The organism is Pseudomonas sp. F(2018), assembly GCF_005508865.1.
GTDB lineage: Bacteria > Pseudomonadota > Gammaproteobacteria > Pseudomonadales > Pseudomonadaceae > Aquipseudomonas.
Window position 1 is genome coordinate 916,534 of the sequence record NZ_SCOM01000001.1, and the last position, 22,833, is coordinate 939,366.

General features: G+C 67.3%; 23 protein-coding genes. 12 read left to right on the top strand and 11 right to left on the bottom strand.

What is annotated here, in order from left to right; all coding sequences use genetic code 11:
• Positions 1-356: 356 nt before the first annotated feature.
• From recQ to FFS62_RS04505, 6 genes are all read left to right on the top strand, one after another.
• Positions 357-2,507, top strand: a complete 2,151-nt coding sequence (recQ, locus tag FFS62_RS04480) for a DNA helicase RecQ (RefSeq protein ID WP_137971598.1) — start codon at positions 357-359, stop codon at positions 2,505-2,507.
• A 105-nt stretch (positions 2,508-2,612) separates the two neighbouring features.
• Positions 2,613-3,773 (top strand): diguanylate cyclase, encoded by a 1,161-nt coding sequence (locus FFS62_RS04485; RefSeq protein WP_256662112.1) that lies wholly within the window; start codon positions 2,613-2,615, stop codon positions 3,771-3,773.
• 85 nt (positions 3,774-3,858) lie between these two features.
• The gene (locus tag FFS62_RS04490) at positions 3,859-4,863 is read left to right on the top strand and encodes a DUF2804 domain-containing protein (RefSeq protein WP_137971599.1); all 1,005 of its coding nucleotides are present in this window, start codon (positions 3,859-3,861) and stop codon (positions 4,861-4,863) included.
• 118 nt (positions 4,864-4,981) lie between these two features.
• Positions 4,982-5,416 carry a MarR family transcriptional regulator gene (locus FFS62_RS04495; protein ID WP_137971600.1) on the top strand — a complete coding sequence of 145 codons (435 nt, stop codon included), beginning with the start codon at positions 4,982-4,984 and terminating at the stop codon, positions 5,414-5,416.
• Between the two features lie 252 nt (positions 5,417-5,668).
• The gene (locus tag FFS62_RS04500) at positions 5,669-7,726 is read left to right on the top strand and encodes a FimV family protein (protein ID WP_171016264.1); all 2,058 of its coding nucleotides are present in this window, start codon (positions 5,669-5,671) and stop codon (positions 7,724-7,726) included.
• 94 nt (positions 7,727-7,820) lie between these two features.
• Entirely contained in the window at positions 7,821-8,099 is a 279-nt protein-coding gene (locus FFS62_RS04505) for a SelT/SelW/SelH family protein (protein ID WP_137971601.1), read from the top strand.
• On the opposite strand, the gene FFS62_RS04510 is transcribed toward FFS62_RS04505, so the two are convergent.
• The 3 genes from FFS62_RS04510 to FFS62_RS04520 all read right to left on the bottom strand — a co-directional run bounded on the left by FFS62_RS04510 (position 8,096) and on the right by FFS62_RS04520 (position 10,194).
• Positions 8,096-8,968 carry a DMT family transporter gene (locus FFS62_RS04510; RefSeq protein ID WP_137971602.1) on the bottom strand — a complete coding sequence of 291 codons (873 nt, stop codon included), beginning with the start codon at positions 8,966-8,968 and terminating at the stop codon, positions 8,096-8,098. The genes FFS62_RS04505 and FFS62_RS04510 overlap by 4 nt on opposite strands.
• Positions 8,969-9,017: 49 nt before the next feature.
• Complete coding sequence (locus tag FFS62_RS04515; RefSeq protein ID WP_137971603.1) at positions 9,018-9,353, bottom strand: tRNA-binding protein; 336 nt, start codon at positions 9,351-9,353, stop codon at positions 9,018-9,020.
• A 91-nt stretch (positions 9,354-9,444) separates the two neighbouring features.
• The gene (locus tag FFS62_RS04520) at positions 9,445-10,194 is read right to left on the bottom strand and encodes an AraC family transcriptional regulator (protein WP_137971604.1); all 750 of its coding nucleotides are present in this window, start codon (positions 10,192-10,194) and stop codon (positions 9,445-9,447) included.
• A gap of 133 nt (positions 10,195-10,327) precedes the next feature.
• On the opposite strand from FFS62_RS04520, the gene FFS62_RS04525 reads away from it, so the two are divergent.
• The 3 genes from FFS62_RS04525 to FFS62_RS04535 all read left to right on the top strand — a co-directional run bounded on the left by FFS62_RS04525 (position 10,328) and on the right by FFS62_RS04535 (position 13,096).
• The gene (locus FFS62_RS04525) at positions 10,328-11,137 is read left to right on the top strand and encodes a UDP-2,3-diacylglucosamine diphosphatase (RefSeq protein WP_137971605.1); all 810 of its coding nucleotides are present in this window, start codon (positions 10,328-10,330) and stop codon (positions 11,135-11,137) included.
• Positions 11,134-12,171 (top strand): glycosyltransferase family 1 protein, encoded by a 1,038-nt coding sequence (locus FFS62_RS04530; RefSeq protein ID WP_137971606.1) that lies wholly within the window; start codon positions 11,134-11,136, stop codon positions 12,169-12,171. The genes FFS62_RS04525 and FFS62_RS04530 overlap by 4 nt, the downstream gene beginning before the upstream one ends.
• A gap of 82 nt (positions 12,172-12,253) precedes the next feature.
• On the top strand, positions 12,254-13,096 hold the full coding sequence (locus tag FFS62_RS04535) for a class I SAM-dependent methyltransferase (RefSeq protein WP_137971607.1): 843 nt from the start codon (positions 12,254-12,256) through the stop codon (positions 13,094-13,096).
• Here FFS62_RS04535 and FFS62_RS04540 read toward each other — a convergent pair.
• From FFS62_RS04540 to FFS62_RS04550, 3 genes are all read right to left on the bottom strand, one after another.
• A complete protein-coding gene (locus FFS62_RS04540) occupies positions 13,086-14,474 on the bottom strand; it encodes an adenylate/guanylate cyclase domain-containing protein (RefSeq protein WP_137971608.1) in 1,389 nt (462 codons plus the stop codon). The two genes, FFS62_RS04535 and FFS62_RS04540, sit on opposite strands and share 11 nt — an antisense overlap.
• 145 nt (positions 14,475-14,619) lie before the next feature.
• The gene (locus FFS62_RS04545; RefSeq protein ID WP_137971609.1) at positions 14,620-15,207 is read right to left on the bottom strand and encodes an HD domain-containing protein; all 588 of its coding nucleotides are present in this window, start codon (positions 15,205-15,207) and stop codon (positions 14,620-14,622) included.
• A gap of 165 nt (positions 15,208-15,372) precedes the next feature.
• The gene (locus FFS62_RS04550) at positions 15,373-15,690 is read right to left on the bottom strand and encodes an Mpo1-like protein (protein WP_137971610.1); all 318 of its coding nucleotides are present in this window, start codon (positions 15,688-15,690) and stop codon (positions 15,373-15,375) included.
• Positions 15,691-15,814: 124 nt separating this feature from the next.
• Here FFS62_RS04550 and FFS62_RS04555 point away from each other — a divergent pair, with 124 nt between their 5' ends.
• On the top strand, positions 15,815-16,816 hold the full coding sequence (locus FFS62_RS04555) for an AraC family transcriptional regulator (RefSeq protein WP_137971611.1): 1,002 nt from the start codon (positions 15,815-15,817) through the stop codon (positions 16,814-16,816).
• A 166-nt stretch (positions 16,817-16,982) separates the two neighbouring features.
• On the opposite strand, the gene FFS62_RS04560 is transcribed toward FFS62_RS04555, so the two are convergent.
• A complete protein-coding gene (locus FFS62_RS04560; RefSeq protein ID WP_137971612.1) occupies positions 16,983-18,437 on the bottom strand; it encodes a TrkH family potassium uptake protein in 1,455 nt (484 codons plus the stop codon).
• A gap of 193 nt (positions 18,438-18,630) precedes the next feature.
• Between FFS62_RS04560 and FFS62_RS04565 the strand changes: the two genes are divergently transcribed.
• Positions 18,631-18,978, top strand: coding sequence for a YkgJ family cysteine cluster protein (locus tag FFS62_RS04565; protein ID WP_137971613.1), 348 nt, complete (start codon positions 18,631-18,633; stop codon positions 18,976-18,978).
• A 30-nt stretch (positions 18,979-19,008) separates the two neighbouring features.
• Positions 19,009-19,566: a nitroreductase family protein gene (locus tag FFS62_RS04570; RefSeq protein WP_137971614.1), complete on the top strand. Its 558-nt coding sequence runs from the start codon at positions 19,009-19,011 to the stop codon at positions 19,564-19,566.
• A gap of 7 nt (positions 19,567-19,573) precedes the next feature.
• Here the strand turns inward: FFS62_RS04570 and FFS62_RS04575 are convergent, their stop codons facing one another.
• The 4 genes from FFS62_RS04575 to FFS62_RS04590 form a co-directional block, all read right to left on the bottom strand.
• Complete coding sequence (locus FFS62_RS04575; RefSeq protein WP_137971615.1) at positions 19,574-20,896, bottom strand: HAMP domain-containing sensor histidine kinase; 1,323 nt, start codon at positions 20,894-20,896, stop codon at positions 19,574-19,576.
• 55 nt (positions 20,897-20,951) lie between these two features.
• Complete coding sequence (locus tag FFS62_RS04580; protein ID WP_137971616.1) at positions 20,952-21,395, bottom strand: Spy/CpxP family protein refolding chaperone; 444 nt, start codon at positions 21,393-21,395, stop codon at positions 20,952-20,954.
• A 302-nt stretch (positions 21,396-21,697) separates the two neighbouring features.
• On the bottom strand, positions 21,698-22,375 hold the full coding sequence (locus tag FFS62_RS04585) for a response regulator transcription factor (protein ID WP_137971617.1): 678 nt from the start codon (positions 22,373-22,375) through the stop codon (positions 21,698-21,700).
• A gap of 28 nt (positions 22,376-22,403) precedes the next feature.
• Positions 22,404-22,829: a hypothetical protein gene (locus FFS62_RS04590; RefSeq protein ID WP_137971618.1), complete on the bottom strand. Its 426-nt coding sequence runs from the start codon at positions 22,827-22,829 to the stop codon at positions 22,404-22,406.
• Between the last annotated feature and the right edge of the window lie 4 nt (positions 22,830-22,833).

Consider the following 22,833-nt stretch of genomic DNA (forward strand, 5'->3'; position numbering starts at 1 on the left):
GCCGCCCAGGCCCGCAAAAGCACGGCCGACGGGCGATGGCCTGCCGCCGTCATCGCTCGCGTATACTGCGCCGCCCAGGGTCTGTTCCCGTTTCGTTTGCGGCCGCGCCGGTGCCCGTTTTGGCGCGAGGCTAGGCGCGAGACGCGAAGTTTGGTCGTCCAAATGAGCCGTCGAGCAACGACGTATCGCGCCAAAACGGGCCCGGCCCTGCGGGTTGCGCGAGAAATGGCGCCATGCGTTGTTGCGGAACTTGACAAGGGATCACCATTGCCTGCATTCCGCGCCTAGCCTGGCGCCATTTCTCGCAGCAACGCGGCTCGCAAACGAAACGGGAACAGACCCTTATGGAGACCGGCATGCTCGACCAGGCACCCAATTCCCAGGCACTGCGCATCCTCAAGGATGTTTTCGGCTACGACGCCTTCCGCGGCAAGCAGGCGGCGATCATCGAACGCGTGGCCGCGGGTGGTGATGCACTGGTACTGATGCCCACCGGCGGCGGCAAGTCGCTGTGCTTCCAGGTCCCGGCGCTGCTGCGCGAAGGCCTGGCCGTGGTGGTCTCGCCGCTGATCGCACTGATGGAAGACCAGGTCGCCACGCTCGACGAGTTGGGCGTGGCCGCCGTGGCGTTGAACTCGACCCTGAGTGCCGAGGAGCAGCGCGACATCGCCGAGCGCATTCGTCGCGGCGAGATCAAGTTCCTCTACGTGGCGCCCGAGCGCCTGGTGCAGCCGCGCATGCTGGATTTCCTGCAGCGCCTGCCGCAGCTCGCCCTGTTCGCCATCGACGAGGCGCACTGCGTGTCCCAGTGGGGCCACGACTTCCGTCCGGAATACCTGCAGCTGGGCCAACTGGCCGAGTTGTTCCCCCATGTTCCGCGCATCGCCCTGACCGCCACGGCGGACATGCGTACCCGCGAGGAAATCGTCCAGCGCCTGCATCTGGAACGGGCCGAGCGCTTCCTCTCCAGCTTCGACCGACCGAACATCTTCTATCGCATCCAGCCCAAGGATCAGCCGCGCAAGCAGCTTCTTGCCTTCCTGGCTGCACGCAAGGGCGACGCCGGCATCGTCTACTGCCTGTCGCGCAAGAAGGTCGAGGAGGTCGCCGAGTTCCTCAGCGCCCAGGGCTTCCCGGCGCTGCCGTATCACGCCGGCCTGCCCAACGAGCTGCGTGCCTACAATCAGAAGCGCTTCCTCAACGAGGAAGGGCTGATCATGGTGGCGACCATCGCCTTCGGCATGGGCATCGACAAGCCCAACGTGCGCTTCGTCTGCCACATGGATCTGCCCAAATCGCTGGAGGCCTACTACCAGGAAACCGGTCGTGCCGGTCGTGACGGCTTGCCGGCGGATGCCTGGATGGCTTACGGCCTGCAGGACGTGGTGTTCCTCAAGCAGATGCTGGCCAACTCCGAGGGCGACGAGCGCCACAAGCGCATCGAGCAGCACAAGCTCGACGCCATGCTCGCCCTCTGCGAGGAGACCCGCTGCCGCCGCCAGGCCCTGCTGGCCTACTTCGACGAAGTGCTGGAGAAGCCCTGCGGCCATTGCGACACCTGCGTCGACAACGTGCAGACCTGGGACGCCACCGAGCCGGCGCGCCAGGCCCTGTCGACCATCTATCGCAGCGGCCAGCGCTATGGTGTCGGCCATCTGGTCGACATCCTGCTGGGCCGCGAGAACGACAAGATCCGCGCCTCCGGCCATCAGCACCTGCCGGTGTTCGGCATCGGCAAGGCGCTGGCCGAAGGCGACTGGCGCACCCTGTTCCGTCAACTGGTGGCGCGCGGCCTGGCCGACGTCGACCTGGACGGTTACGGCGGCCTGCGCCTGAGCGACGCCTGCCGGCCGTTGCTGCGCGGCGAAGTGACCCTGGAGCTGCGGCGTGACCTCAAGCCGCAGCAGGCGGCCAAGGCCAGCGGCAGCAGCGCCAGCCAGCTGGTGCGTGGCGAGGAGCGCGAGCAGTGGGAGGCCCTGCGCACCCTGCGGCGCAAGCTGGCCGAGGAACACAGCGTGCCACCCTACGTCATCTTCCCCGACTCGACCCTGCTGGAGATGCTGCGCAGCCAGCCGCGCAGCCTGTCCGAGATGGCTCAGGTCAGCGGCGTCGGCGCACGCAAACTGGAACGTTATGGCGAAGCCTTCCTCGAAGTGCTCAACGGTGGTGATTCCGCCGAGGCACCCAAGGCGGTCACCGATCTGCGCCACGAGCTGGTCAGCCTGGCCCGCGCCGGCATGACCCCGGCGCAGATCGCCAGCCAGCTGAACTGCGGCGAGAAGAGCGTGTACAACCTGCTGGCCGAGGCCATCGCCAGCCAGCAGCTGTCGCTGGAGCAGGCGCTGGATCTGCCGGAAGAACTCCTTGGCGAGATTCAGGACGCCTTCCTCGATGGCGAAGGCGAGCTGCCGCCGGTGGCGGCCATCGCCGAGCAGTTCGCCGGCCAGGTGCCGGAGGGCGTGCTGCACTGCGTGCGTGCCGCGCTGCAGGCCGAGTTCGAGGTTTGATGTCGCGGCGATAACGATTCTTTACGCCAATTCGTTGGCGACAAACTTGTGACGTGTTTCTCAAAACGCTAGGGTTAGCCCAAGCGATCGATAAGCGAGGTCCTGGTGTCGCTGCATCCCGACTGGCTGGGCGAGGTTCCGCCCAATCCCTATGCCGAGCAACTGTCTCGCGGCTATCGCCTGTTGCGTTTCGCCCCATCCCTGGAGCGCGAATACCGCGCCTACATGCTGCGCGACACCCTGGAGCTGAAGCGGGTCGCGGTGGTCTATGCCCTGCTGGTGTGGCTGGCCTTCGCCGGTGTCGATATCTGGATGATCGAGGGGCCGCTGCTGGCGGCCCTGCTGGCCATTCGCGCCGGCGTGGGGCTGCTGTTGCTGGCCTGCGGGCGGGTGATCCTCAGTCGTCGCCACTCGCAGCTGGCGGCGCCGCTGGGCATCGCCTGCATCGGCGCCATGGGCTTTGGCGCGGCGGCCATCATCGCCCTGGGGCATAGTCAGGACCCTTCCTTCCCCTACGAGGGGCTGCTGCTGGTGTGCATCGCCGCCTACTTCCTGGTCGGCCTGCGCCTGGTCGAGGCGGTCATCACCTCGTTTCTGGTGCTGCTCGCCTACGGCCTGTTCGAGTGGCTCGGCGGCCTGGCCCCGGAGCGCCTGTTCAATAACTTGCTGTTCCTGCTGGCCGGCAACCTGATCGGCGCCATCGGCTGCTACCAGCTGGAGCTGAAGTCGCGCGAGCACTTTCTGGTCAGTGGCCTGCTGCGCGTGCTGGCCGACCAGGACGGCCTGACCGGCCTGCACAACCGGCGCAGTTTCTACCGCGAGCTGGGCCGCCTGTGGCGCCAGGCGCAGCGTGAAGAGCGTTCGCTGGCGTTGCTGCTGTGCGATGTCGACCACTTCAAGGCGTACAACGACCGCTATGGTCACCAGGCCGGTGACCGCGCCTTGCAGCAGGTCGGCGAGGTGCTGTTGCAGGCGGCGCGGCGCCCGCTCGACATGGCGGCGCGCCTGGGTGGCGAGGAGTTCGCCGTGCTGCTCTACGACATCTCGGCGAGTGAGGCCAGGCAGCGCGCCGAGACCCTGCGCCAGAGCCTGGAGGCTCGTGCCATCGAGCACGCGGGCTCGCAGACGGCGACGGTGCTGACCCTCTCGGTCGGCGTGTGTTGCCTGCAGCCGGCGGCGGACCTGGCCATGGACAGCCTGTTCGAGCATGCCGACCGCGCCCTGTACGAGGCCAAGGCCTTCGGTCGCAACCAGGTGGTGACCTGAAGCGCCCCCCGCGCTGGCGTGAATCGTCCCTGGCAGCCTTCGGCGCGGCTGCTAGCATCGGCGCTTTCCTCTGCCGGCAGTAATCATGGAACGACTGATCCAGGCCAACGGCCAACCCCATTACGGCATCTTCCCGGCCGCACCGGGCCACGTGAACTGGCGCGACTTCGACTTCCGCTCGCCCATGGGACGCCGCCTCGGCACCCTGGCCAAGTGGCGGCGCTTTCATCAGTTCCAGTACTTCGGCATCGTCAGTGACGAGCTGATCGGCGGCTGCGCCCTGGCCGACATCAGCCTGCTCACCGCCGGCTTCGTGTACCTGTTCCACCCGGCCAGTGGGCGCATGATCGAGCGCGAGTTCAAACGGCCACTGGGGCATGGCACCGCGTTCTCGCAGCAGCCCAACGACGGTCTCTGCGAGTTGCGCAGCGGCGCCAACCTGTTGCGCCTGGACAATCGCGGCAGCGACAAGCACCTGCTGGTAGAGCTGGACGACGGCACGCGCATCGAGGCGAGCTTCTCCGAGCAGCAGTTCGAGCCTATGTGCATCTGCACGCCGACGGCGGTGAACGGCTGGGTCTACGCGCAGAAGGTCGCCGGCGTGCGCTGCCGGGGCAGCGTGCGCAGCGAGCTGGGTGACTTCGACCTGCAGGCGCTGAATGCCTTCGCCCACCACGACTGGTCGGCCGGCTACATGCGCCCGGAGACCTTCTGGAACTGGGCCTGCCTGTCCGGCGAGGTGGCCGGCACACGAGTGGGGCTGAACCTGTCCTGCGGCGTCAACGAGACCAGTTTCAGCGAGAACTGCTATTGGCTGGACGGCGCCCTGATGCCGGTCGGCGGCGTGCACTTCCAGTTCGATCGCGACGACCCGCTGAAACCCTGGCGCATCGTCTCCGGCGACGGTCAGGTGGAGCTGAACTTCCGTGGCCACGGCCTGCATCGCGAGCAACTGAACCTGGGCGTGCTGGCCAGCAACTTCAAGCAGGTGTTCGGCTGCTTCCAGGGCACTCTGCGCCCGCCGGGCAGGGCGCCGCTGGTGATCGACAACCTGTGGGGCTTCGTCGAGGATCAGTATGTCAAATGGTGACAGCGGACTTGGCGACTCGCTTTCTCGGAGTTATGGTTAGTTGACTAATAATTAGGTTTTTCTGCTGTCCACACGATTCGGGGAGTGGGCGGCGGCAGAGACCAGTGAGAGTCTTCTTATGCACAACTTCGCGCACCACAGTTTCGGTATGCAGCTGGCCCAGCTTTCCCGCGCCTGGCGCGCCGAGCTGGACCGGCGTCTCTCCGGCCTCGGCCTGTCCCAGGCACGCTGGCTGGTTCTCCTTCACCTGGCGCTGCTCAAGGAGGCGCCGACCCAGCGCGAGTTGGCGCAGACCGTGGGCGTGGAGGGGCCGACCCTGGCCCGCCTGCTCGATGGTCTGGAGTCCCAGGATCTGGTGCGGCGCATCGCCGTGCCGGAAGACCGCCGGGCCAAGAAGGTGGTGCTCAGCGCCAAGGCGCGGCCGTTGATCGAACAGATCGAGAGCATTGCCCTGCAGCTGCGCAAGGAGCTGTTCGCCGGCGTCAGCGAAGAGGAGCAGCGCCTGTGCCAGAGCGTTCACGCACGCATTCTGGGCAATCTGGAAAAGACCTGAGCTACAGGTCTTTCCGTTACATACAAGCATTTACCTATCGCGATTTAGCATAAATCGCCGTTGGCGTTTGTTTCGGTGCTTTCTTAAGCTGCCCTTATGCTCGCCAGTTCGGTACTCACGTGCCACCTCTCTGGGCGGGCTTGCCGGGCCGCAAGGGAGCGCCTGCCCGACAGTGTGAGCACACGCCAGACCCGCCGGGGATAATCATTACGCCCAGGGATATGCCGGTCAGGCCGTGTCGGGGAGGAGCCTATGGCTCGTATCCGTCACCTGCTGCTGGGCCTCGCCTCGGGGTCTGTCTTCTATTCGGGCCTGGTGCCCGCCCTGGGGTTGGGCGAAATCAGTCTGCACTCGGCGCTGAACCAGCCGCTCGACGCGCAGATCGAACTGCTCGAAGTCGGCGACCTGAGCGCCGATGAGATCAAGGTGCGTCTGGCCAGCGTCGAAGACTTCAATCGCGCCGGTGTCGATCGCTTCTACTTTCTCAACGACCTGCGCTTCACCCCGGTGCTGGGCGGTGGACGCAACCTGATTCGGGTGGCGTCCAGCAAGCCGGTGCGCGAGCCGTATCTGAACTTCATCATCGAGGTGGCACGCCCGGGGGGCAGCCTGCTGCGCGAGTACACGGTGCTGATCGACCCGCCAGGCTCGGCCGCCTTCAGCCCGCAGGCGAGCCCGGCGACACAGCCCCAGGAAGCTGCGGCGCCGGTAGTACGCCCGGCGACGCCGCGGGCAATGCCGCTGGCCAGCCGTGGCGAGCGCTACCGGGTGCAGCGTGGCGACAGCCTGTGGGCCATCGCCGGGCGCCTGCAGGCCGGCGGCAGCTCGAGCAGCCGCGAAGCGCTGATGGCCGACCTGCATGCGCTCAACCCAGACGCGTTCAGTGGCGGTGATCGCAATCGCCTGCGCGCCGAGGCCGAGCTGTTGTTGCCCGACTCGGCATCGGCCGCGCCCGTCGCTAGCGATGCGCCGGTTGCGCAACCGATCGAGCAGCCGGCCGCCGTAGCACCGCTCGAGGTGGAGCGGCGCCAGGTGGATGCCGAGCTGGCCGGCGTCACCGCGCAGAACCAGGAGCTGCGCAGCGCCGTGGACGCTCTGCAGAGCCAGCTGGCCCAGTTGCAGGCGCAGATGGCCGAGAAGGATCGCCAGCTGCAGCAGATCCGCGACGACCTGCAGCAGCGACAAGCGGCATCCGCACCCGCGCCCGCGGTTGCCGAGCCGCAACCGGTGGCGCCACCAGCCAGCCAGCCCGCGCCGGCACCGGCCGAACGCGGCTGGGGTTGGGTGCTGTGGCTGGGCAGCGCCTTGCTGATCCTCATCCTGCTATTGGGTGCCTGGCTGCTGGGCCGCCGGCGCCCGGTGCGAGAACCGGAGCCGCAGCGCGGCCCGATCGCTTCCGAGTCCAGGCCGGAGGTGCAGGTGCCGGCCAGGCCGCAGCCAGCGGTAGTGCTCGAGCCGCAGCTAGAGGTCGAAGCGGAGATCGAGGAAGACGAGGAGGTGCTCCAGCCTGTCGCAGTGGCCCCGCCTCCTGCGCGGCGTATGCCCGCCAGCGCGGCCGATCCGCTGGAGGGGGCCAATATCTATATCGCCTACGGGCGCTTCGCCGATGCCGGTAACGTCCTGCGCAAGGCGTTGATCCAGTATCCCGAGCGGCTCGATCTGCACCTGCGCCTGTTCGAGGTGTACGGCGAGCTGGCCGATGCCGCCGCCTTCTTCGAGCAGGAGCGCCGGCTGCGCGAGCTGAGCGCCAGCCACGTGCAGGTTGACCAGATCCGTGCGCGCTACGCCGCCCTACGTCCGCAGCAGGATGATGTGCCGCTGGCCGACGCGGTGCTGCAGCTGGACGAGCCAGAGCCGCTCGCGGTGGCGCCGGACGAGTTCCAGCTCAATCTCGACGACCTGTCGTTGGACGCCGACTGGGATCTGGTCAGCCCCTTCCGGCCCGAGCAGTCGGGGCGGGCGAAGGCCGCGCAGGAGCAGGCGCCCGATCCGCATTTCCGCTCCAACCTGCAGGAGCTGCCGGAAGTGCTGGAGATGGAGGTGCTGGAATCCTTCGCCGAGCTGCCCCAGGAGCAGGTGCTGGGCGACGACCTGTCGCCGGAGCCGACCAAGGAGCCCAAGGGGCCGCTGCACAGCGACCTCAATCATCTGGCCGGCAACCGCGAACACCTGGTCAAGCTGAACCTGGCGCTGGCCTATATCGAACAGGGCGACATCGGCAGCGCCTGCGACATCCTCAACGAGGTGATCAGCGAGGGTGACGAGGAGGAGCGCGAGCGCGCCCGGGAGCTGTTGGCGAAGATCGCATGATCAAGGGCGGGAAGGCCGACGCCGTGGCATGACCACGGCGTTGTCCTTTCTACGGCGCTATCATGGCGCCCCGATTCAGGCCAGGAGCCGCCGCATGACCAGCAAACCCGAGGTGGTGATCACTTACTGCACCCAGTGCCAATGGCTGCTGCGTGCCGCCTGGCTGGCCCAGGAGCTGCTCAGCACCTTCGCCGACGAGCTGGGCATGGTCAGCCTGCAGCCAGGCACCGGTGGGGTGTTCCGCATCGTCTGCGACGGTGTTCAGCTGTGGGAGCGCAAGGCCGATGGCGGCTTCCCCGAGGCCAAAGTGCTCAAGCAGCGCCTGCGCGACCTGATCGACCCCGAGCGTGACCTGGGCCATAACGACCGCTAGGCCATATCCTCGACGCTGGCCGCGCGCTTGCTCAGGCGCGCCGAGACCACCGTGGCCAGCAGGATCAGTGCGCCGCCGAACAGCATGCGCAGGCCAGGCTGCTCGTTGAACAGCCACCAGGCGAAGGCGATGCCGTAGACCGGCTCCAGGGCGAACACCACCGAGGCGCTGCGCGCGTTGAGCACGCGCAGGCTGGCGACGAACAGGCTGTGTGCCAGCGCCGTGCACAGCAGGCCGAGCAGGCCAATCCACAGCCAGTCCAGCGCACGCACTTCGGGCAGTGCCGACCAGGCCAGCGGCAGGCTCACCAGCAGGATCGCCAGGTTCTGCCACAGCGCGGCCTGGGCCGGTTTCACTCCGGCCGTGGTGGCGCGGTTGGACACCGAGACCAGGGCGAACAGCAGGCCGGAGAAGATCGCCCAGGCCAGGCCGATGGTGGCGTCGCTGCCCAGGTCGAAGTGCGGGGTGACCAGCACCAGACCGAGGCTGACCAGGGCCACCACACCCCATTCGGCCAGGCGCACCTTCTCGCGAAACAGCAGCCCCTCGAGCAGCACGGTGAAGGCCGGGAAGCTGGCGAAGCCGAGGGTGGCCACCGCCACGCCCGAGACTTTCACGGCGATGAAGAACGCCCACCAGTGCCCGCCCAGCAGCAGGCCGGCGCCGGCCAGGGCCAGGCGTCGACGCCAGCTGATGGTCGCCAGCGGCTCGCCCAGGCGCGCGAATACGCCGAGGGCCGCCACGGCGAACAGGGCGCGGCCGAACACGATCACCAGCGGTGCGGCCAGCGCCAGCTTGCCGAAGATGCCGGACAGGCCGAAGAACAGGGCGCCCAGGTGCAGGGCGAAGAGGGCGGTGCGGTGTTGCATGATTTTTTCCAGACTGCGGGAACGGAGTGAAGCGTGACGCGGAACAGGCTCAGGCCAGGCGCGCGCCATTGGGTAGCGGCCTGTCGAAGCTGGCCAATACCACCTTGCCGTCCTGATCGTAGACGCCGGTCACCAGCACTTCGGAGCGCACGCCGGCGATGCGCTTGGGCGCGAAGTTGCACACGCACAGCACCTGGCGGCCGATCAGCTCTGCAGCGCCATAGTGGGCGGTGAGCTGGGCGCTGGAGGTCTTCACCCCGAGCTCGCCCAGGTCCACTTCCAGCACGTAGGCCGGCTTGATCGCCTTGTCGTTGGGGTAGGCGCTGAGCAGGGTGCCGACGCGCAGCTCCACGCGTTCGAAGTCCTGCCATTCGATGGTCTGCATGACGACAACTCTCCTGATGATCGGCAGAGTCTAGGCGTGCCGCGCACAGCGGTCTGTCGCAGGACTCGCGGAGTTTGTCGCGCGACTCGCGTTAGGCGCTGGTGCGCAGCTGACGCGGCGTCAGGCCGAACTCGCGGACCAGCGCCGCGGTGAAGGCGCTCTGCGAGCCGTAGCCGACCCGCGCGGCGATCTCGCCCACCGGCAGGCGGCTGTGCAGCAGCCACCGGCGGCCCAGTTGCAGGCGCAGTGCGCGCACATGCTCCATCGGCGTGAGGCCGGTCTCGGCGAGGAAGCGCGCGTGGAAGCGCGCCGTCGACAGGCCGCACAGGCGCGCCAGGTCGGCGACCTGCAGCGGGTGGGCGCAGTGCCGCTCGATATAGGCATCGATCCTGGCCAGCGGCAGGCCGACCGAAATTGGTGCCGGCGCCGCGGCGTTGCTCAGGCTGGCCAGAAGCAGGGCGGCGCCTTGCTGGCCGATCACTTCGTCGTTGATCGGGCTGGCTGCCAGCCAGTTGACCAGTTGGCCCTGAGCCGGGTCGAGCTGCAAACGGCCGGGGCGTTCCAACAGGCGGCGACTGGCATCGGCGTGGTGGCCGAGACGCTGCTGCAGCCAGCCATCCATCGGCACGTCCAACACCAGGCACTGGCTGCCCAGGGGGCTGGCGCAGGCGTGGTGAGCGCCCGGCGGTACCACGGCCAGGCTCAGGCTGGAGACCTGGCAGCCGCGCCCGCCCACTTCGAAGTCCAGCTGGCCGCTGAGGCCGAATACCAGCTGGGCATGCTCGTGGCTGTGGGCGATCTGTTCGTGGTGGTAGTGGCGCAGGGAGAGCAGCTGTGGCATGGCGAACTCCTGATCGAGCGGTCAGTGTACATGCCGGAGCAGCCGCGCTGGCCGTCATCTAATCGTCATTCGCCTGTCATGGTCATTTCACCGCTGGCGCGCAATCTCGGCTAAACCCAGCCGGAGGCCGCCCATGAGCATCGCCGAGCGCAGCAAGCCCAGCCGCAAGCAGCATGTCCGCACCCTGTGGATTTCCGACGTCCACCTCGGTACCCGCGATTGCCAGGCCGAGCGCCTGGCCGGGTTCCTCAAGCGCTACCAGGCCGACCGCATCTACCTGGTCGGCGACATCATCGATGGCTGGAAACTGCGCGGCGGCATCTACTGGCCGCAGGCGCACACCAACGTGATTCGCCGCCTGCTGACCATGAGCAAGCGCGGCACCGAGGTGATCTACGTCACCGGCAACCACGATGAATTCCTGCGCCGCTATTCCACGCTGATGCTCGGCAATATCCAGCTGGTCGATGAGGCGATCCACGAGACCGCCGACGGCCGCCGCCTGCTGGTGATCCACGGCGACCAGTTCGACGTGATCACCCGCTACCACAAGTGGCTGGCCTTCCTCGGCGACTCGGCCTACGAGTTCACCCTGACCCTCAACCGCTGGCTCAACCATTGGCGCGAGCGCTGGGGCTATGGCTACTGGTCGCTGTCGGCGTTCCTCAAGCACAAGGTCAAGACCGCGGTTAACTTCATCAGCGACTTCGAGGAGTCCATCGCCCACGAATGCGTCAGGCGCGGCCTGGACGGCGCCGTCTGTGGCCATATCCACCACGCCGAGATCCGTCGGGTCGGCGGCGTCGAGTACATGAACTGCGGCGACTGGGTGGAGTCCTGCACGGCGCTGATCGAGCACCTGGACGGCAGCATCCAGCTTTACCGCCTGGCCGATGAGCAGGCCCAGACCGACGCGCTGGCGACCCTCGGGCAGGCGGCATGAGGATTCTCATCGTCAGCGATGCCTGGCATCCCCAGGTCAACGGCGTGGTCACCAGCCTGCAGGCACTGGTCGGCGAACTGCGTGGCCTCGGCCATCTGGTCAAGGTGCTGTCGCCGCAGGACTTCAACCACCTGCCGTGCCCAAGCTACCCGGAGATCCCCCTGGTCTGGGATCTGTGGCGGGTCGGCCCGGCCATACGCGACTTCCGTCCGGACTGCGTACACCTGGCCACCGAAGGCCCGCTGGGTTGGGCGGCACGGCGCTGGCTGATGCGACGTGGGCTGGTGTTCTCCAGCGCCATCCACACCCGCTTCCCCGAGTATGTGCATACCCGCTGGTCGTGGCTGCCGCTGAGCTGGGGCTACGCCTACCTGCGCCGCTTCCATCGGCCCAGCCAGGCGGTGCTGGTGAGCACCGAACGCCTGCGCGAGGAGTTCGCCGCCCAGGGCCTCGGTCGGCTGCGGTTGTGGCGCAAGGGGGTGGACGGCGCGCGCTTCCGCCCGCAGCTGCAGGCCCCGGCCGAGCCGGTGTTTCTCTACGTCGGTCGCCTGGCGGCGGAGAAGAACCTGCGCGCCTTTCTCGACCTGGATCTGCCCGGCGAGAAGCGGGTGGTCGGCGATGGTCCGGAGCGGGCGTCGCTGGAGCACGATTACCCGCAGGCACGTTTCCTCGGCTTCCAGCAGGGCGAGGCACTGGCGCAGTCCTTCGCCGGCGCCAGCGTGCTGGTGTTCCCCTCGCGCACCGACACCTATGGCCTGGTGATGCTCGAGGCGCTGGCCTGCGGCACGCCGGTGGCGGCATTCCCGGTGGCCGGACCGCTGGATGTGCTGGAGCAGGGCGTGACCGGGGTGATGGCCGAGGACCTGGGCCTGGCCTGCCGGGCGGCGCTGCAGCTGGATCGTGCGGTGTGCGCCGAACATGCCGCGCGCCAGTCCTGGCGCGCCTCGGCGCTGGAGTTCCTGGCGACGCAAGCGTTGCTGGATGGCGAGCCGTGCGGCGAGCTGGCCTACGTGGGAGGATTGTCGACGACCTGACGCCCGGCGAAACGCCGGGGCTTGACCTCAAGTCGACTTGAACCGGCAGAGTGCTCCCATCGACCATATGAAGGAGCACTCTATGACCCCGCAAGCCTTGTTCGACGAACAGAGCCGACTGTGGAATGGCGCCGCCGGCCAGGCCTGGGTGGAGTCCCAGGCCCTGCTGGACGCCCTGTTCGCCCCCCTGGAACCGCTGCTGCTCGACGGCCTGCAGGTCCACGAGCGGGTGCTGGATATCGGCTGCGGCACCGGCGCCACCACCCTGGCCGCGGCGCGTCGCCAGGACGCCGGCTGTGTCGGCGTCGATGTCTCCGCGCCGATGCTGGCCCTGGCCCAGGCGCGTGCCGAGCGCGAGGGCAGCCGGGCGCGGTTCGTCTGCGCCGATGCGCAGAGCCACGGGTTCGAGCCCGCCAGCTTCGATCGGCTGATCTCGCGCTTCGGCGTCATGTTCTTCGCCGATCCCCGGGCCGCCTTCGCCAACCTGCGCCGGGCGGCCAGTGACGGGGCGAAGCTGCGCCTGATCGTCTGGCGCAGCGCCGCGGAGAATCCCTTCATGACCCTGGCCGAGCGCACGGCCGCGCCCTGGCTGCCGCAGCTGCCGGTACGTCGTCCGGGCGCGCCGGGGCAGTTCGCCTTCGCCGAGGCGCAGCGGGTGCGCGAGCTGCTGGCGGCGAGCGGCTGGGATCGCGTGGAGGTAAGCCCGCTGGACGTGCCGCTGAGCATGCCGGAGCCCGCGCTGGTGCCTTACCTGAGCCGGCTGGGGCCGGTCGGCATGGCGCTGCAGGAGCTGGAAGAGGGCGCCAGGGCGGCGTTGGTCGAGGGCTTGCGCGCGGCCTTCGCGCCCTTCGTGCGGGGTGAGTGGGTGGAGTTCGAGGCGGCCTGCTGGCTGATCGAAGCGCAGGCCGCTCCGCTTAGAGGATGATCTTGTCGCGCAGCTTCTCGGCGGCCTGGTTGAGCGCCTGGATGACCTTCTCCTTGTCGTAGTTCTGGATGCCGTTGGTATCCAGGTACATGGAGAAGCCCGGCAACTCGTGCTCGACGTAACTGGAGCGGGCGCCCAGGTCGCGGCGGAAGTCCACCACCTGGTAGATCTGCACCGGGCGGCTGAAGCCCTTGACCACGATCTGGCCCTTGTCGCGGCACATGATCACGTCCTTGATCAGCGAGTAGGTCTCGTGGGAGATAAGGATCTCGCCGGCTTCCGAGGAGCTTTCCAGGCGGCTGGCCAGGTTCACTTCGCGGCCGATGATGGTGTAGTCCATGCGCGTGTCGGCGCCGAAGTTGCCCACGGTGCAGTAGCCGGTGTTGAGGCCCATGCGGATCTCCAGCGGCTTGGTGATGCCCTGGGCGCGCCACTGCTGGCGCAGCACCTTCATGTGCTTGCGCATGGCGATGGCCATGGACACCGCGTTCACTGCGTCTTTCTTGGCGCCCTGGCTGGAGGGGTCGCCGAAGAACACCAGCACGCTGTCGCCGACGAACTTGTCGATGGTGCCGCCGTACTTGAGGGCGATCTTCGACATCTCGTTGAGGTAGGTGTTGAGCAGGTCGGTGAGCTGCTCGGCTTCCAGCTCCTCGGCCAGTTCGCTGAAGCCCTTGATGTCGGAGAAGAACACGGTGAGCTTCTTGCGTTGGGTCTCCAGGCGCACGTGCTTCTTGCCGCTGAAGATCATTTCCCAGACCTGCGGCGACAGGTACTTGGCCAGGTTGCGTGCCAGGCGCGCGGCCTTTTCCTGCTCGCGTTTGATCTCGATGCGTGCCTGGGTCAGGCGCATGCCCTGCTCGTGGACGAAGAAGGCGGTGATGCAGATATACAGGGTAGTCAGCAGGATGCTGGTCATCGCCACCAGGCTGGGGCTGGCGATATTGATTTCCGGATGGATCAGCGCGGTGTTCAGCGCCATGCTGCCCAAGGCGATCAACAGGGCCAGGCCCATGTTGCGCAGGCCGCCGGCGATCAGCGAGCTGAACGCCAGGGTCAGCAGGAACATCAGCGTCGGCACTATCGAGAAGCCCATCAGCACGCCGGCGGCGCCGGCATGGATGGCGTCGAGGAACAGCAGGATCAGGTTGGTCTGCTGCGGATGATCGCGCTTGAAGCGGTTGCCCAGGTGATAGGCCAGGTGCGGGTAGAGCAGGGCGTACGGCACCATCCACAGGATGTTGTAGCCGAAGTGGTTGCTATAGGTACCGGCAGCAACGGCAGCAGCGGGGGCGATGTAGGCCAGCACCCGCGAATAATATTCGCGGAGCAACGGGGCAGGCTGCGCCCTGGGTGTTTCCTGGACGTTGGACTTCATGGATGGAGCGATCCCTGATGTTTTTCTGACGCTTCTGACGAGCGCCTGAACGGCTGCAAGACCTGAGCCAAGGCTATGGCGGGTAGGGGATCATAACCAGCTGCCATTCAGCGGCCAAGCGTGGCCGCCGAATGGCGAAATGCAATCACGCCGGCTGGCGTTCCATGGCGGCCTTGTACAGCGACTGCCTGGGCTGGGCGAATACCCGGCGCAGCATGGGCTCGAAGAACTCCAGCGGCAGCACTTCGCCCTGCGGGTCGAAGGCGGCGGCGTCGTAGCGGGCGCAGAACTCGATGGTCGCCTGGTACTGCGGGTGGTCCTTGAACTGCTCGCGCAGATGGCGATCCATGCCCAGGTGATGGAAGAAGTAGTAGCCCTGGAAGATGCCGTGCTTCTCGACCATCCAGTGGTTCTCGGCGCTGACGAACGGCTTGAGCATGGCCGCGGCGATGTCCGGGTGGTTGTAGGTGCCGAGAGTGTCGCCGATATCGTGGAGCAGGGCGCAGACCACGTATTCCTCGTCACGGCCGTCGCGGTAGGCGAGGGTGGCGGTCTGCAGCGAGTGGCTCAGGCGGTCGATGGGAAAGCCGCCGAAGTCGCCGTCGAGCAGGCGCAGGTGGCTGAGGATGCGGTCGGGCAGCCGGGTGGCGTACTGGGCGAAATCCTTGGCGATGATGGCCCAGTCATCTGCCGTGCCGTCTTCCATATGGGTGAAACGGGCATGTGCATTCATTAAGCGTCCTCTTGTTATTGGTCGGGACTGCGCACGGATACGATCTTGCGAGCTAGAGCCAGACAAGGCAGAAGTGGCCGAAGGAGCGCAGTTTACGAGCTGTAAATGAGCATCCTGAGGCCGCTTCTAACGCCGACTGGCCGACGCGCAGCAGGTCGTATGGCCTCAGAAACGGATACGGCCGGTGAAGGCGTCCTTGAGCATCACCCAGTCGCCCATCAGGCTGTACAGCGGGTACTTGAAGGTGGCCGGCTTGTTCTTCTCGAACACGAAGTGGCCAACCCAGGCGAAGCCGTAGCCGGCCAGCGGCAGGGCCAGCAGCCACAGCCACTGCTGGGTGACGACAGCGTAGGCGAGGATGGAGAGCACCAGCAGGCTGCCGACGTAGTGCAGGCGGCGGCACACATCGTTGCTGTGCTCCTGCAGGTAATAGGGGTAAAACTCGGCAAAGCTGTTGAAGCGATCGGTGGTTTCGGCGCTCATGGCGTACCTCCTGTCATTGTCGACGCCAGTCTATGCGGACTGTCTTCCGCGGCCAGTGACATACAGGGCCAGTTTAGTATCCTCTTGGCGCCAGACCGTGCTGACCAACTTATAAGAACAAACGATGAGCGAACGTACCACTTCCTCCAGCTGGGCTTCCGGCATCGTCCAGGCCCTGGAGCTGGGCGGCGTCGACTGCCGTGCGCTGTTCGCCCGCCTGGGGCTCGACTATGCGGCCCTGACCGATCCGGACGCGCGCCTCCCGCAGGATGCCATGACCCGTCTCTGGCACCTGGCGGTGGAGGCATCCGGCAACCCGGCTATCGGCCTGAACATGGCCAAGGTGGTCCGGCCGGCGTCCTTCCATGTGGTGGGCTATGCGCTGATGTCCAGCCGCAACCTGCTCGAGGGCTTCAACCGCCTGGTGCGCTACCAGCGCATCATCGCCGAGGGCTCGGACCTGTGCCTGCGCCCCTCGCCCGAGGGCTACGAACTGATCCAGGCGATCCATGGCGACCGTCTGCCGCCGGCGCGGCAGAGCTCCGAGGCGTCGCTGGCCTATTCCCTGGCGTTCTGCCGGTGGCTCACCGGCAAGCCGATCACGCCGCTGCTGGTCAGCTTCCAGGGCCCGGCGCCGGCCAATCTGGAGCTGTACCAGCAGGTGTTCCAGGCGCCGTTGAAATTCAATGCCGAGCACTACTCGCTGCTCTACGCCCGCGCCGATCTGGAGACTCCGCTGCCCTCGGCCAACGAGGCGCTGGCGCAGCTGCACGACCGCTTCGCCGGCGAGTACCTGGCGCGCTTCTCCGAGAGCCGGGTGACCCATCAGGTGCGCCAGGTGCTGTGCCGCCTGCTGCCCCAGGGCGAGCCCAAGCGCGAGGCGGTGGCCCAGGCGCTGCTGCTGTCCGAGCGCACCCTGCAGCGGCGCCTGCAGGAGGAGGGCACCAGCTACCAGCAACTGCTCGACGACACCCGCCGCGAGCTGGCCGAGCAGTACCTGGCCCAGCCCAACCTGACCCTGCTGGAAGTCGCCTATCTGCTCGGCTTCGCCGACCCCAGCAATTTCTTCCGCGCCTTCCGCCGCTGGTTCGATGCCACGCCGGGTGAGTACCGCGCGCGGTTGTGAACCACTGGGGTGCTTCCCTCGGTGAAAAATTTGCTCTGACCGTCGCGAGCGCGCCTCAGCCGTGGGCGGCCAGCGCGCAGCAAGCGCAGTGGACTTGAGGTCCATGAGCATTGCGAGCACTGCCCGCACGCGGATCAGGCGTGCGCAGCAGGTCAGGGCGAATTTTTCAGTGGCGCCAGAATGCGGGGAGCAGCAGTACGAGTACGGTGAGGATCTCCAGCCTGCCCAGCAGCATGCCGGCACTCAGCAGCCACTTGGCCGTGTCCGGCAGGCTGGAGAAGTTACCGGCCGGGCCGATGATCGGCCCCATACCCGGGCCAACGCCGGACACCGTGCTGGCCGCGCCGGACAGCGCGGTGATCCAGTCAAGCCCGCACAGGCTCAGGGCCAAGGCCAGGGCGGCGATGGTGATGGTGAAGAAGAATGAGAAGGCCAGGATAGAGCGGACGATGTCCTCGTCCAGGCGGTGGCGGTTGTACTGCTGCTTGATCACCGCGCGCGGGTGTACCAGCTGCATCAGGTTGGCCTTGAGCAGGATGAAGGCGACCTGGAAGCGGAACACCTTGAGGCCGCCGGCGGTGGAGCCGGAGCAGCCGCCGATGAAGCCCAGATAGAAGAACAGCATGGTCGAGAAGCCGCCCCACAGGCTGTAGTCGCCGAGGGCGAAGCCGGTGGTGGTCATGATCGAGGTGGTGTTCACCGCTACGTGGCGCAGGGCCTCGAACCAGTGCAGCTGAGTGGTCAGGGTGTACCAGGTGGCCAGCACCAGCCAGCTGCCGAGCAGCACGAACATGAAACCGCGCACCTGCTCGTCGCGGATCAGCGCCCGGTAGTTGCCGCGCAGGGTGGAGACGTACAGCACGAACGGCAGGCTGCCGAGGATCATCACCACCACCGCCACCCAGTGCACGGCCGGCTGCTGCCACTTGGCCAGGGAGGCGTCCGAGGTGGAGAAACCGCCGGTGGAGATCGCCGACATGGCGTGGTTGATCGCGTCGAACAGGTTCATCCCGGCCAGCCAGAAGCCCAGTACCGCCAGGGCGCTGAGGCCGACATAGGCCACCACCATGTACTTGGCCACCATGTGCGAGCGCGGCATGACCTTGTCCGAGCGGTCCGAGGATTCGGTCTGGAACAGGCGCATGCCGCCAATGCGCAGCATCGGCAGGATCGCCACGGCCATGGCGATGAAGCCGATGCCGCCCAGCCAGTGCAGCAGCGAGCGCCAGATCAGAATGCCCGGCGACATGCTGTCCAGACCGATGAAGATGGTGGCGCCGGTGGCGGTGATGCCGGACATGCTCTCGAAGTAGGCATCGGTGAAGCTGGCGTGCTGGGTGAAGATGAACGGCAGGGTGGCGAACAGCGAGACCAGCAGCCAGCTGGACACGGTCAGCATGTACATGTCGCGTGGCCGCAGCTGGCCGTGCTGCGGGCGGCCCTGGGCGATCATCACGATGCCGGCGACGAAGGTGATCAGGCTGGACCAGAGGAAGGCGTTGATGCCCTGCGGCTGCTCGAACACCAGCAGGGTGGCGACCGGCACCAGCATGCTCACCGCCAGGGTGATCAGGAAGATGCCGTTGATGAAGGCGAGGATGCGTAGGGTAGGCAGAGACATCGGGTTCCTTTCCGCGTGGTTGCCTTGAGTCTAGTGCGCCGGCATTGCGGGAACCGGCTAGGCTGCGGTGGGGCGCCATTCTACCTTGGTGCCATGCCCTGTAAATCCGCCGTGTGGGGCTTCACAGCGGCGAGTGGATTCATAGAATACGGCTCCATTCTCCGGCGCTCGGCCGGCTCACTGCGTATGCGCCATGTCCGATAACCATCCCTGCCTCAGTTGCGGCGCCTGTTGCGCCAACTTCCGCGTGTCCTTCTACTGGGGCGAATGCCAGTCCGCCGGCGGCACGGTGCCCGATCACTTGGTCGAGCAGATCGGTCCCTACCATGTGGCGATGCTCGGCACCACGACCAAGCCGGTGCGCTGCATCGGCCTGCAGGGCGAGGTGGGCTGCGGCACGCGCTGCAACGTCTACGAGCAGCGCTCCAGCACCTGCCGGGAGTTCACCGCCAGTTGGGAGGATGGTCAGCACAACCCGCATTGCGATGCGGCGCGCGCGGCCTTTGGCCTGCCGCCGCTGACGCCAGAACACTTCGGCTAGAATGCCCGCCTGCTTCCCTTGGAGATGGCCATGCAAGCCCTCGATCTGCTGCTCAATCGCGTATCCGTCGGTCGTCTGCTGGAGCCGGCGCCTGATGCCGCCCAGCGCGAGCTGATGTTCCGCGCCGCCCTGCGTGCGCCGGACCATGGCCAGCTGCGCCCCTGGCGTTTCCTCACCGTCGAGGGCGATGCCCGCGTGCGCCTCGGCGAACTGTTCGCCACGGCCATGGCCAGCGATCCGGCGAACAAGGCCGAGGCCCTGGACAAGGCCCGCGCCATGCCGCTGCGCGCCCCGCTGCTGATCGTGGTGGTCGCGCGCCTGAGCGAACACCCCAAGGTGCCGCAGGAAGAACAGGCGCTGTCCGCCGGCTGCGCCGCCCACGGCCTGCTACTGGCGGCCCAGGAGCTGGGCTTCGGCGCCATCTGGCGCACCGGTGCCCTGGCCCATCACCCGCAGGTGCTGGTCGGTCTCGGCCTGCACGCCAGCGAGCGGATTGTCGGCTTTCTCTATGTCGGCAGCTTCGAAGGCGAGCGCCGCACGCCACCGGCCCTGGAACCGGTGCAGTTCGTCAGCGCCTGGCGGGGCTGAGTCCGCTTCATTCGGCCAGTGGCAACTCCAGGGTGGCGACAAATCCGCCCTGCGGGTGATTGGCCAGCAGCAACTGACCTTCATGACGCTCCGCCGCGCGGCGGGCGATGGCCAGGCCGAGGCCATGGCCCGGTGCTTCTTGCTTTGGTGCACGGAAGAACGGCTCGCCGAGGCGCTCGATGATTTCCGCCGGAGCGCCGGGGCCGTGGTCGCGCACGGCGATGCGCAGCTGGCCATCCTGCTGGCTCACTTCGATCTCGATCGGCTGCTCCACCGGGTTGAAGCGCAGGGCGTTGCGCAGCAGGTTGTCCAGCGCGCGGCCGAGCATGTCGGGCCAGCCCTGCAGGGCAATCGGACGGCTGTCCATGCGCACCTGCAGACGCTGCTCGGGGGCGGCCAGGGCGGCATCTTCCAGCAGACCGTCGAGCAAGCCGCGTAGGTCCACCGGCTGCGGCGTGCCGGGGTCGGCATCCAGGCGGGCGAGGGCGAGGATTTCGGCGATCAGCGCCTCCAGGCGATCGCACTCCTGGGTCAGGCGGCCCCACAGCTGCTCGCGCTGGGCCGGCTCGGCGCGCTCGGTCAGGGCCAGGGCCACGCGCAGGCGCGCCAGTGGCGAGCGCAGCTCGTGGGACACGTCGCGCAGCAGCTGGCGCTGGCTGCCGATCAGGTCCTGCAGACGCGAGCCCATGCGGTTGAAGTCGCGTGCCAGCACGCCGAACTCGTCGCCGCGGTCGGCCAGGCGCGCCAGGCTGTTCTGCTGGTAGGCGGTCTGGCCGAGGTCGTACACGGCGCCGCGCAGGCGGCCGAGCGGGCGGGTGATGGACAGGGTCAGCAGCAGGCTGATGGCGGTCAGCACCACCAGGGCGATGGTCAGGGCGCTGAGTGGCCAGAACAGGCTCTCGCGGTGCCAGGCCATCATCTCCGGGTGGGGAATGCGGTAGATGAACAGGTAGGTCTCGCCCGTGGCCGGGCTGCGGTATTCCTCGGTGATGCGGCGCCAGGGCAGGCGCTTGGGATTGTCGTGACGCGCCTCGAAGGCCGCCGCGCGCGGCGGGAAGGTGCCGTAGACCAGGGCCTGGCCTTCTTCGTTGAGGACCTGGATGTTCACCCGGTAGCGCTGCTTGCGCTTCTCCAGAAACTGCTGGGCGGCTTCCGGGCCATTGCGCTCGTAGAGCTGGCTCCACAGTTCGGCGACATCCTTCAGCGCCGGATGGCGGCCGAGTACCCAGGAATCCTGGTCCAGCGCACGGCCCAGCAGCATGGACAGGCCGGCGACCAGGGCGACGGCCAGCCAGAAGCTGGCGAAGATGCGCCAGAACAGTGAACGCATGAGTACTCCTCAAATAGCCAAGCCCGGCTCAGGGAGCCGGGCCGGTAACGCTGGGTTATTGGGCCTGCTTGTCCTTCTCGGCCTTCCACGCCTCGAACTCGGCACGCTCGGCGCGGCGCTTGTCCATCTCCGCCCTGCGCGTGTCGAAGGTCTTCTGCTGCTCCGGCGTGAGGATGGCACGGAAGGCCTTGTCATGCTCCAGACGGGCCGTCTCCAGTTCCTTCTTCAGCGCGTCCTGGTCGGCCTGCGGCAGTTTGCTCAGGTACTTCTGGGTGATCTCGCGCGGGTCGTTCTTGCGTTCGTGCATCAGCTTGCCCACTTGCTCACGCTGCTCGGCGCTGAGGTCGAGGTCCTTGAGCATCCGCATGCCGTGACCGCGATGCTCGCCGTGCATGGCCTTGCTGCAGTGCCCGGGTTCGCCGGGTGCGCCCTCGGGCATGGCCAGGGCGATGGTCGGCAGGCTGGCGGCCAGGAGCAGGGCGGTGAGGGTCTTGCGCATGATGTGTCTCCTTGTCTCGAAACCGGCGGGTTACCGGATGAGCCCAGTCTAGGGAGGGCAAGGTCAAGCGCGGTCAGCGCAGCGTAAAGGCTGGGTAAATGCCGAGCCTGCCCATAAGCCTGCTGCGCGTCGGGCCTGCTGCGTTAAAACTGCGTTCAGAAGGCCGCTTGCGGCCAACGCACGCCAGTGCGGCCCCAGGGGGTGAGCGCAGCGAGTCATGCTCATTTACCGCTTGTAAATTGCGCTTCTTCACGCAGTTTTGCCTTGCATGCCTCTAGCTCGCGAGGCTTTTGAACAGGCTCTCAGGGCGCGTAGTAGTAGCCGCGGCTGCGCAGGGCGACGATGCGCGGGCGGCCGTCCGGGTGCGGGCCGAGCTTCTTGCGCAGGTTGCTGACGTGCATGTCCAGGCTGCGGTCGTAGAGGGTCAGCTTGCGGCCCAGCGCCAGTTGCGCCAGGGCCTGTTTGTCCAGCGGCTCGCCGGGTTGCTGCAGCAGCGCCTCGAGGATGCGGCCCTCGGACAGGGTCAGGGTGATCTCGTGTTCGCCGAGGCTGGCCACGCCGCGCTGCGGGCTGTAGCTGATGTCGCCCAGCTCGACGCGGGTAGGCGTGGCCACCGGCAGGCTGCGGCGCAGCACGGCGCGCAGGCGGGCGGTCAGCTCGCGCGGGTCGCAGGGCTTGGCCAGGTAGTCGTCGGCGCCCAGCTCCAGGCCGAGAATGCGGTCCAGCGGTTCGCCACGGGCCGAGAGCATCAGCACTGGCAGTTCGGCGTGTTCGCTGCGCAGCTGCTTGAGCAGTTCCAGGCCGCTGCCGTCGGGCAGCATCACGTCGAGGATCACCGCCGCCGGGCTCTGTTCGGCCAGCGCGGCGCGGGCGCTGACGCCGTCATGGCTGGCGCGCACGTTGAAGCCTTCCTGCTGCAGCCAGCTGGCCAGCAGCTCGCAGAGTTCGCGGTCGTCGTCGATCAGCAGCAGGTCGGTCATGGTGGCGTCGGTTCTTCAGGTGGAGCGGTCAGACCCACTCGCTGCGGCGTTTATTCCGACCGCCGGCGCTCAGGCGACCGACGATGAAGGCGAGCAGGGCGGTGCCGGCGCCGATGGCGAACCACAGCTGCTGCTCGCTGAACAGGCGCGGTGGCTGTTCGGCCTGGGCCTGCTTGAGCTGCAGCTTGAGGCGCTGGTTGTCCTGGCGCAGGCGGCCGATCTGCGCGGTCTCGCGCTCGCCGGAAGTACTGGCCTGCAACTCGCTGCGCTGGCGCTCGCTCTCCGCCAGTTGTTGCTGCAGCGCTGCGATCTGCGCGGTGCTGTCGTTGGCCGGTGCAGAGACCGGAGCGCTGGCCGGCGTCGGGTTGAGGGCCAGCGGTTGGGATTCTTCGGCGTGCAGCGCGGGGGTGACGCAGAGAGCGGTGAGCAACAGGTAGAGCGGGCCTTGGCGCATGGGG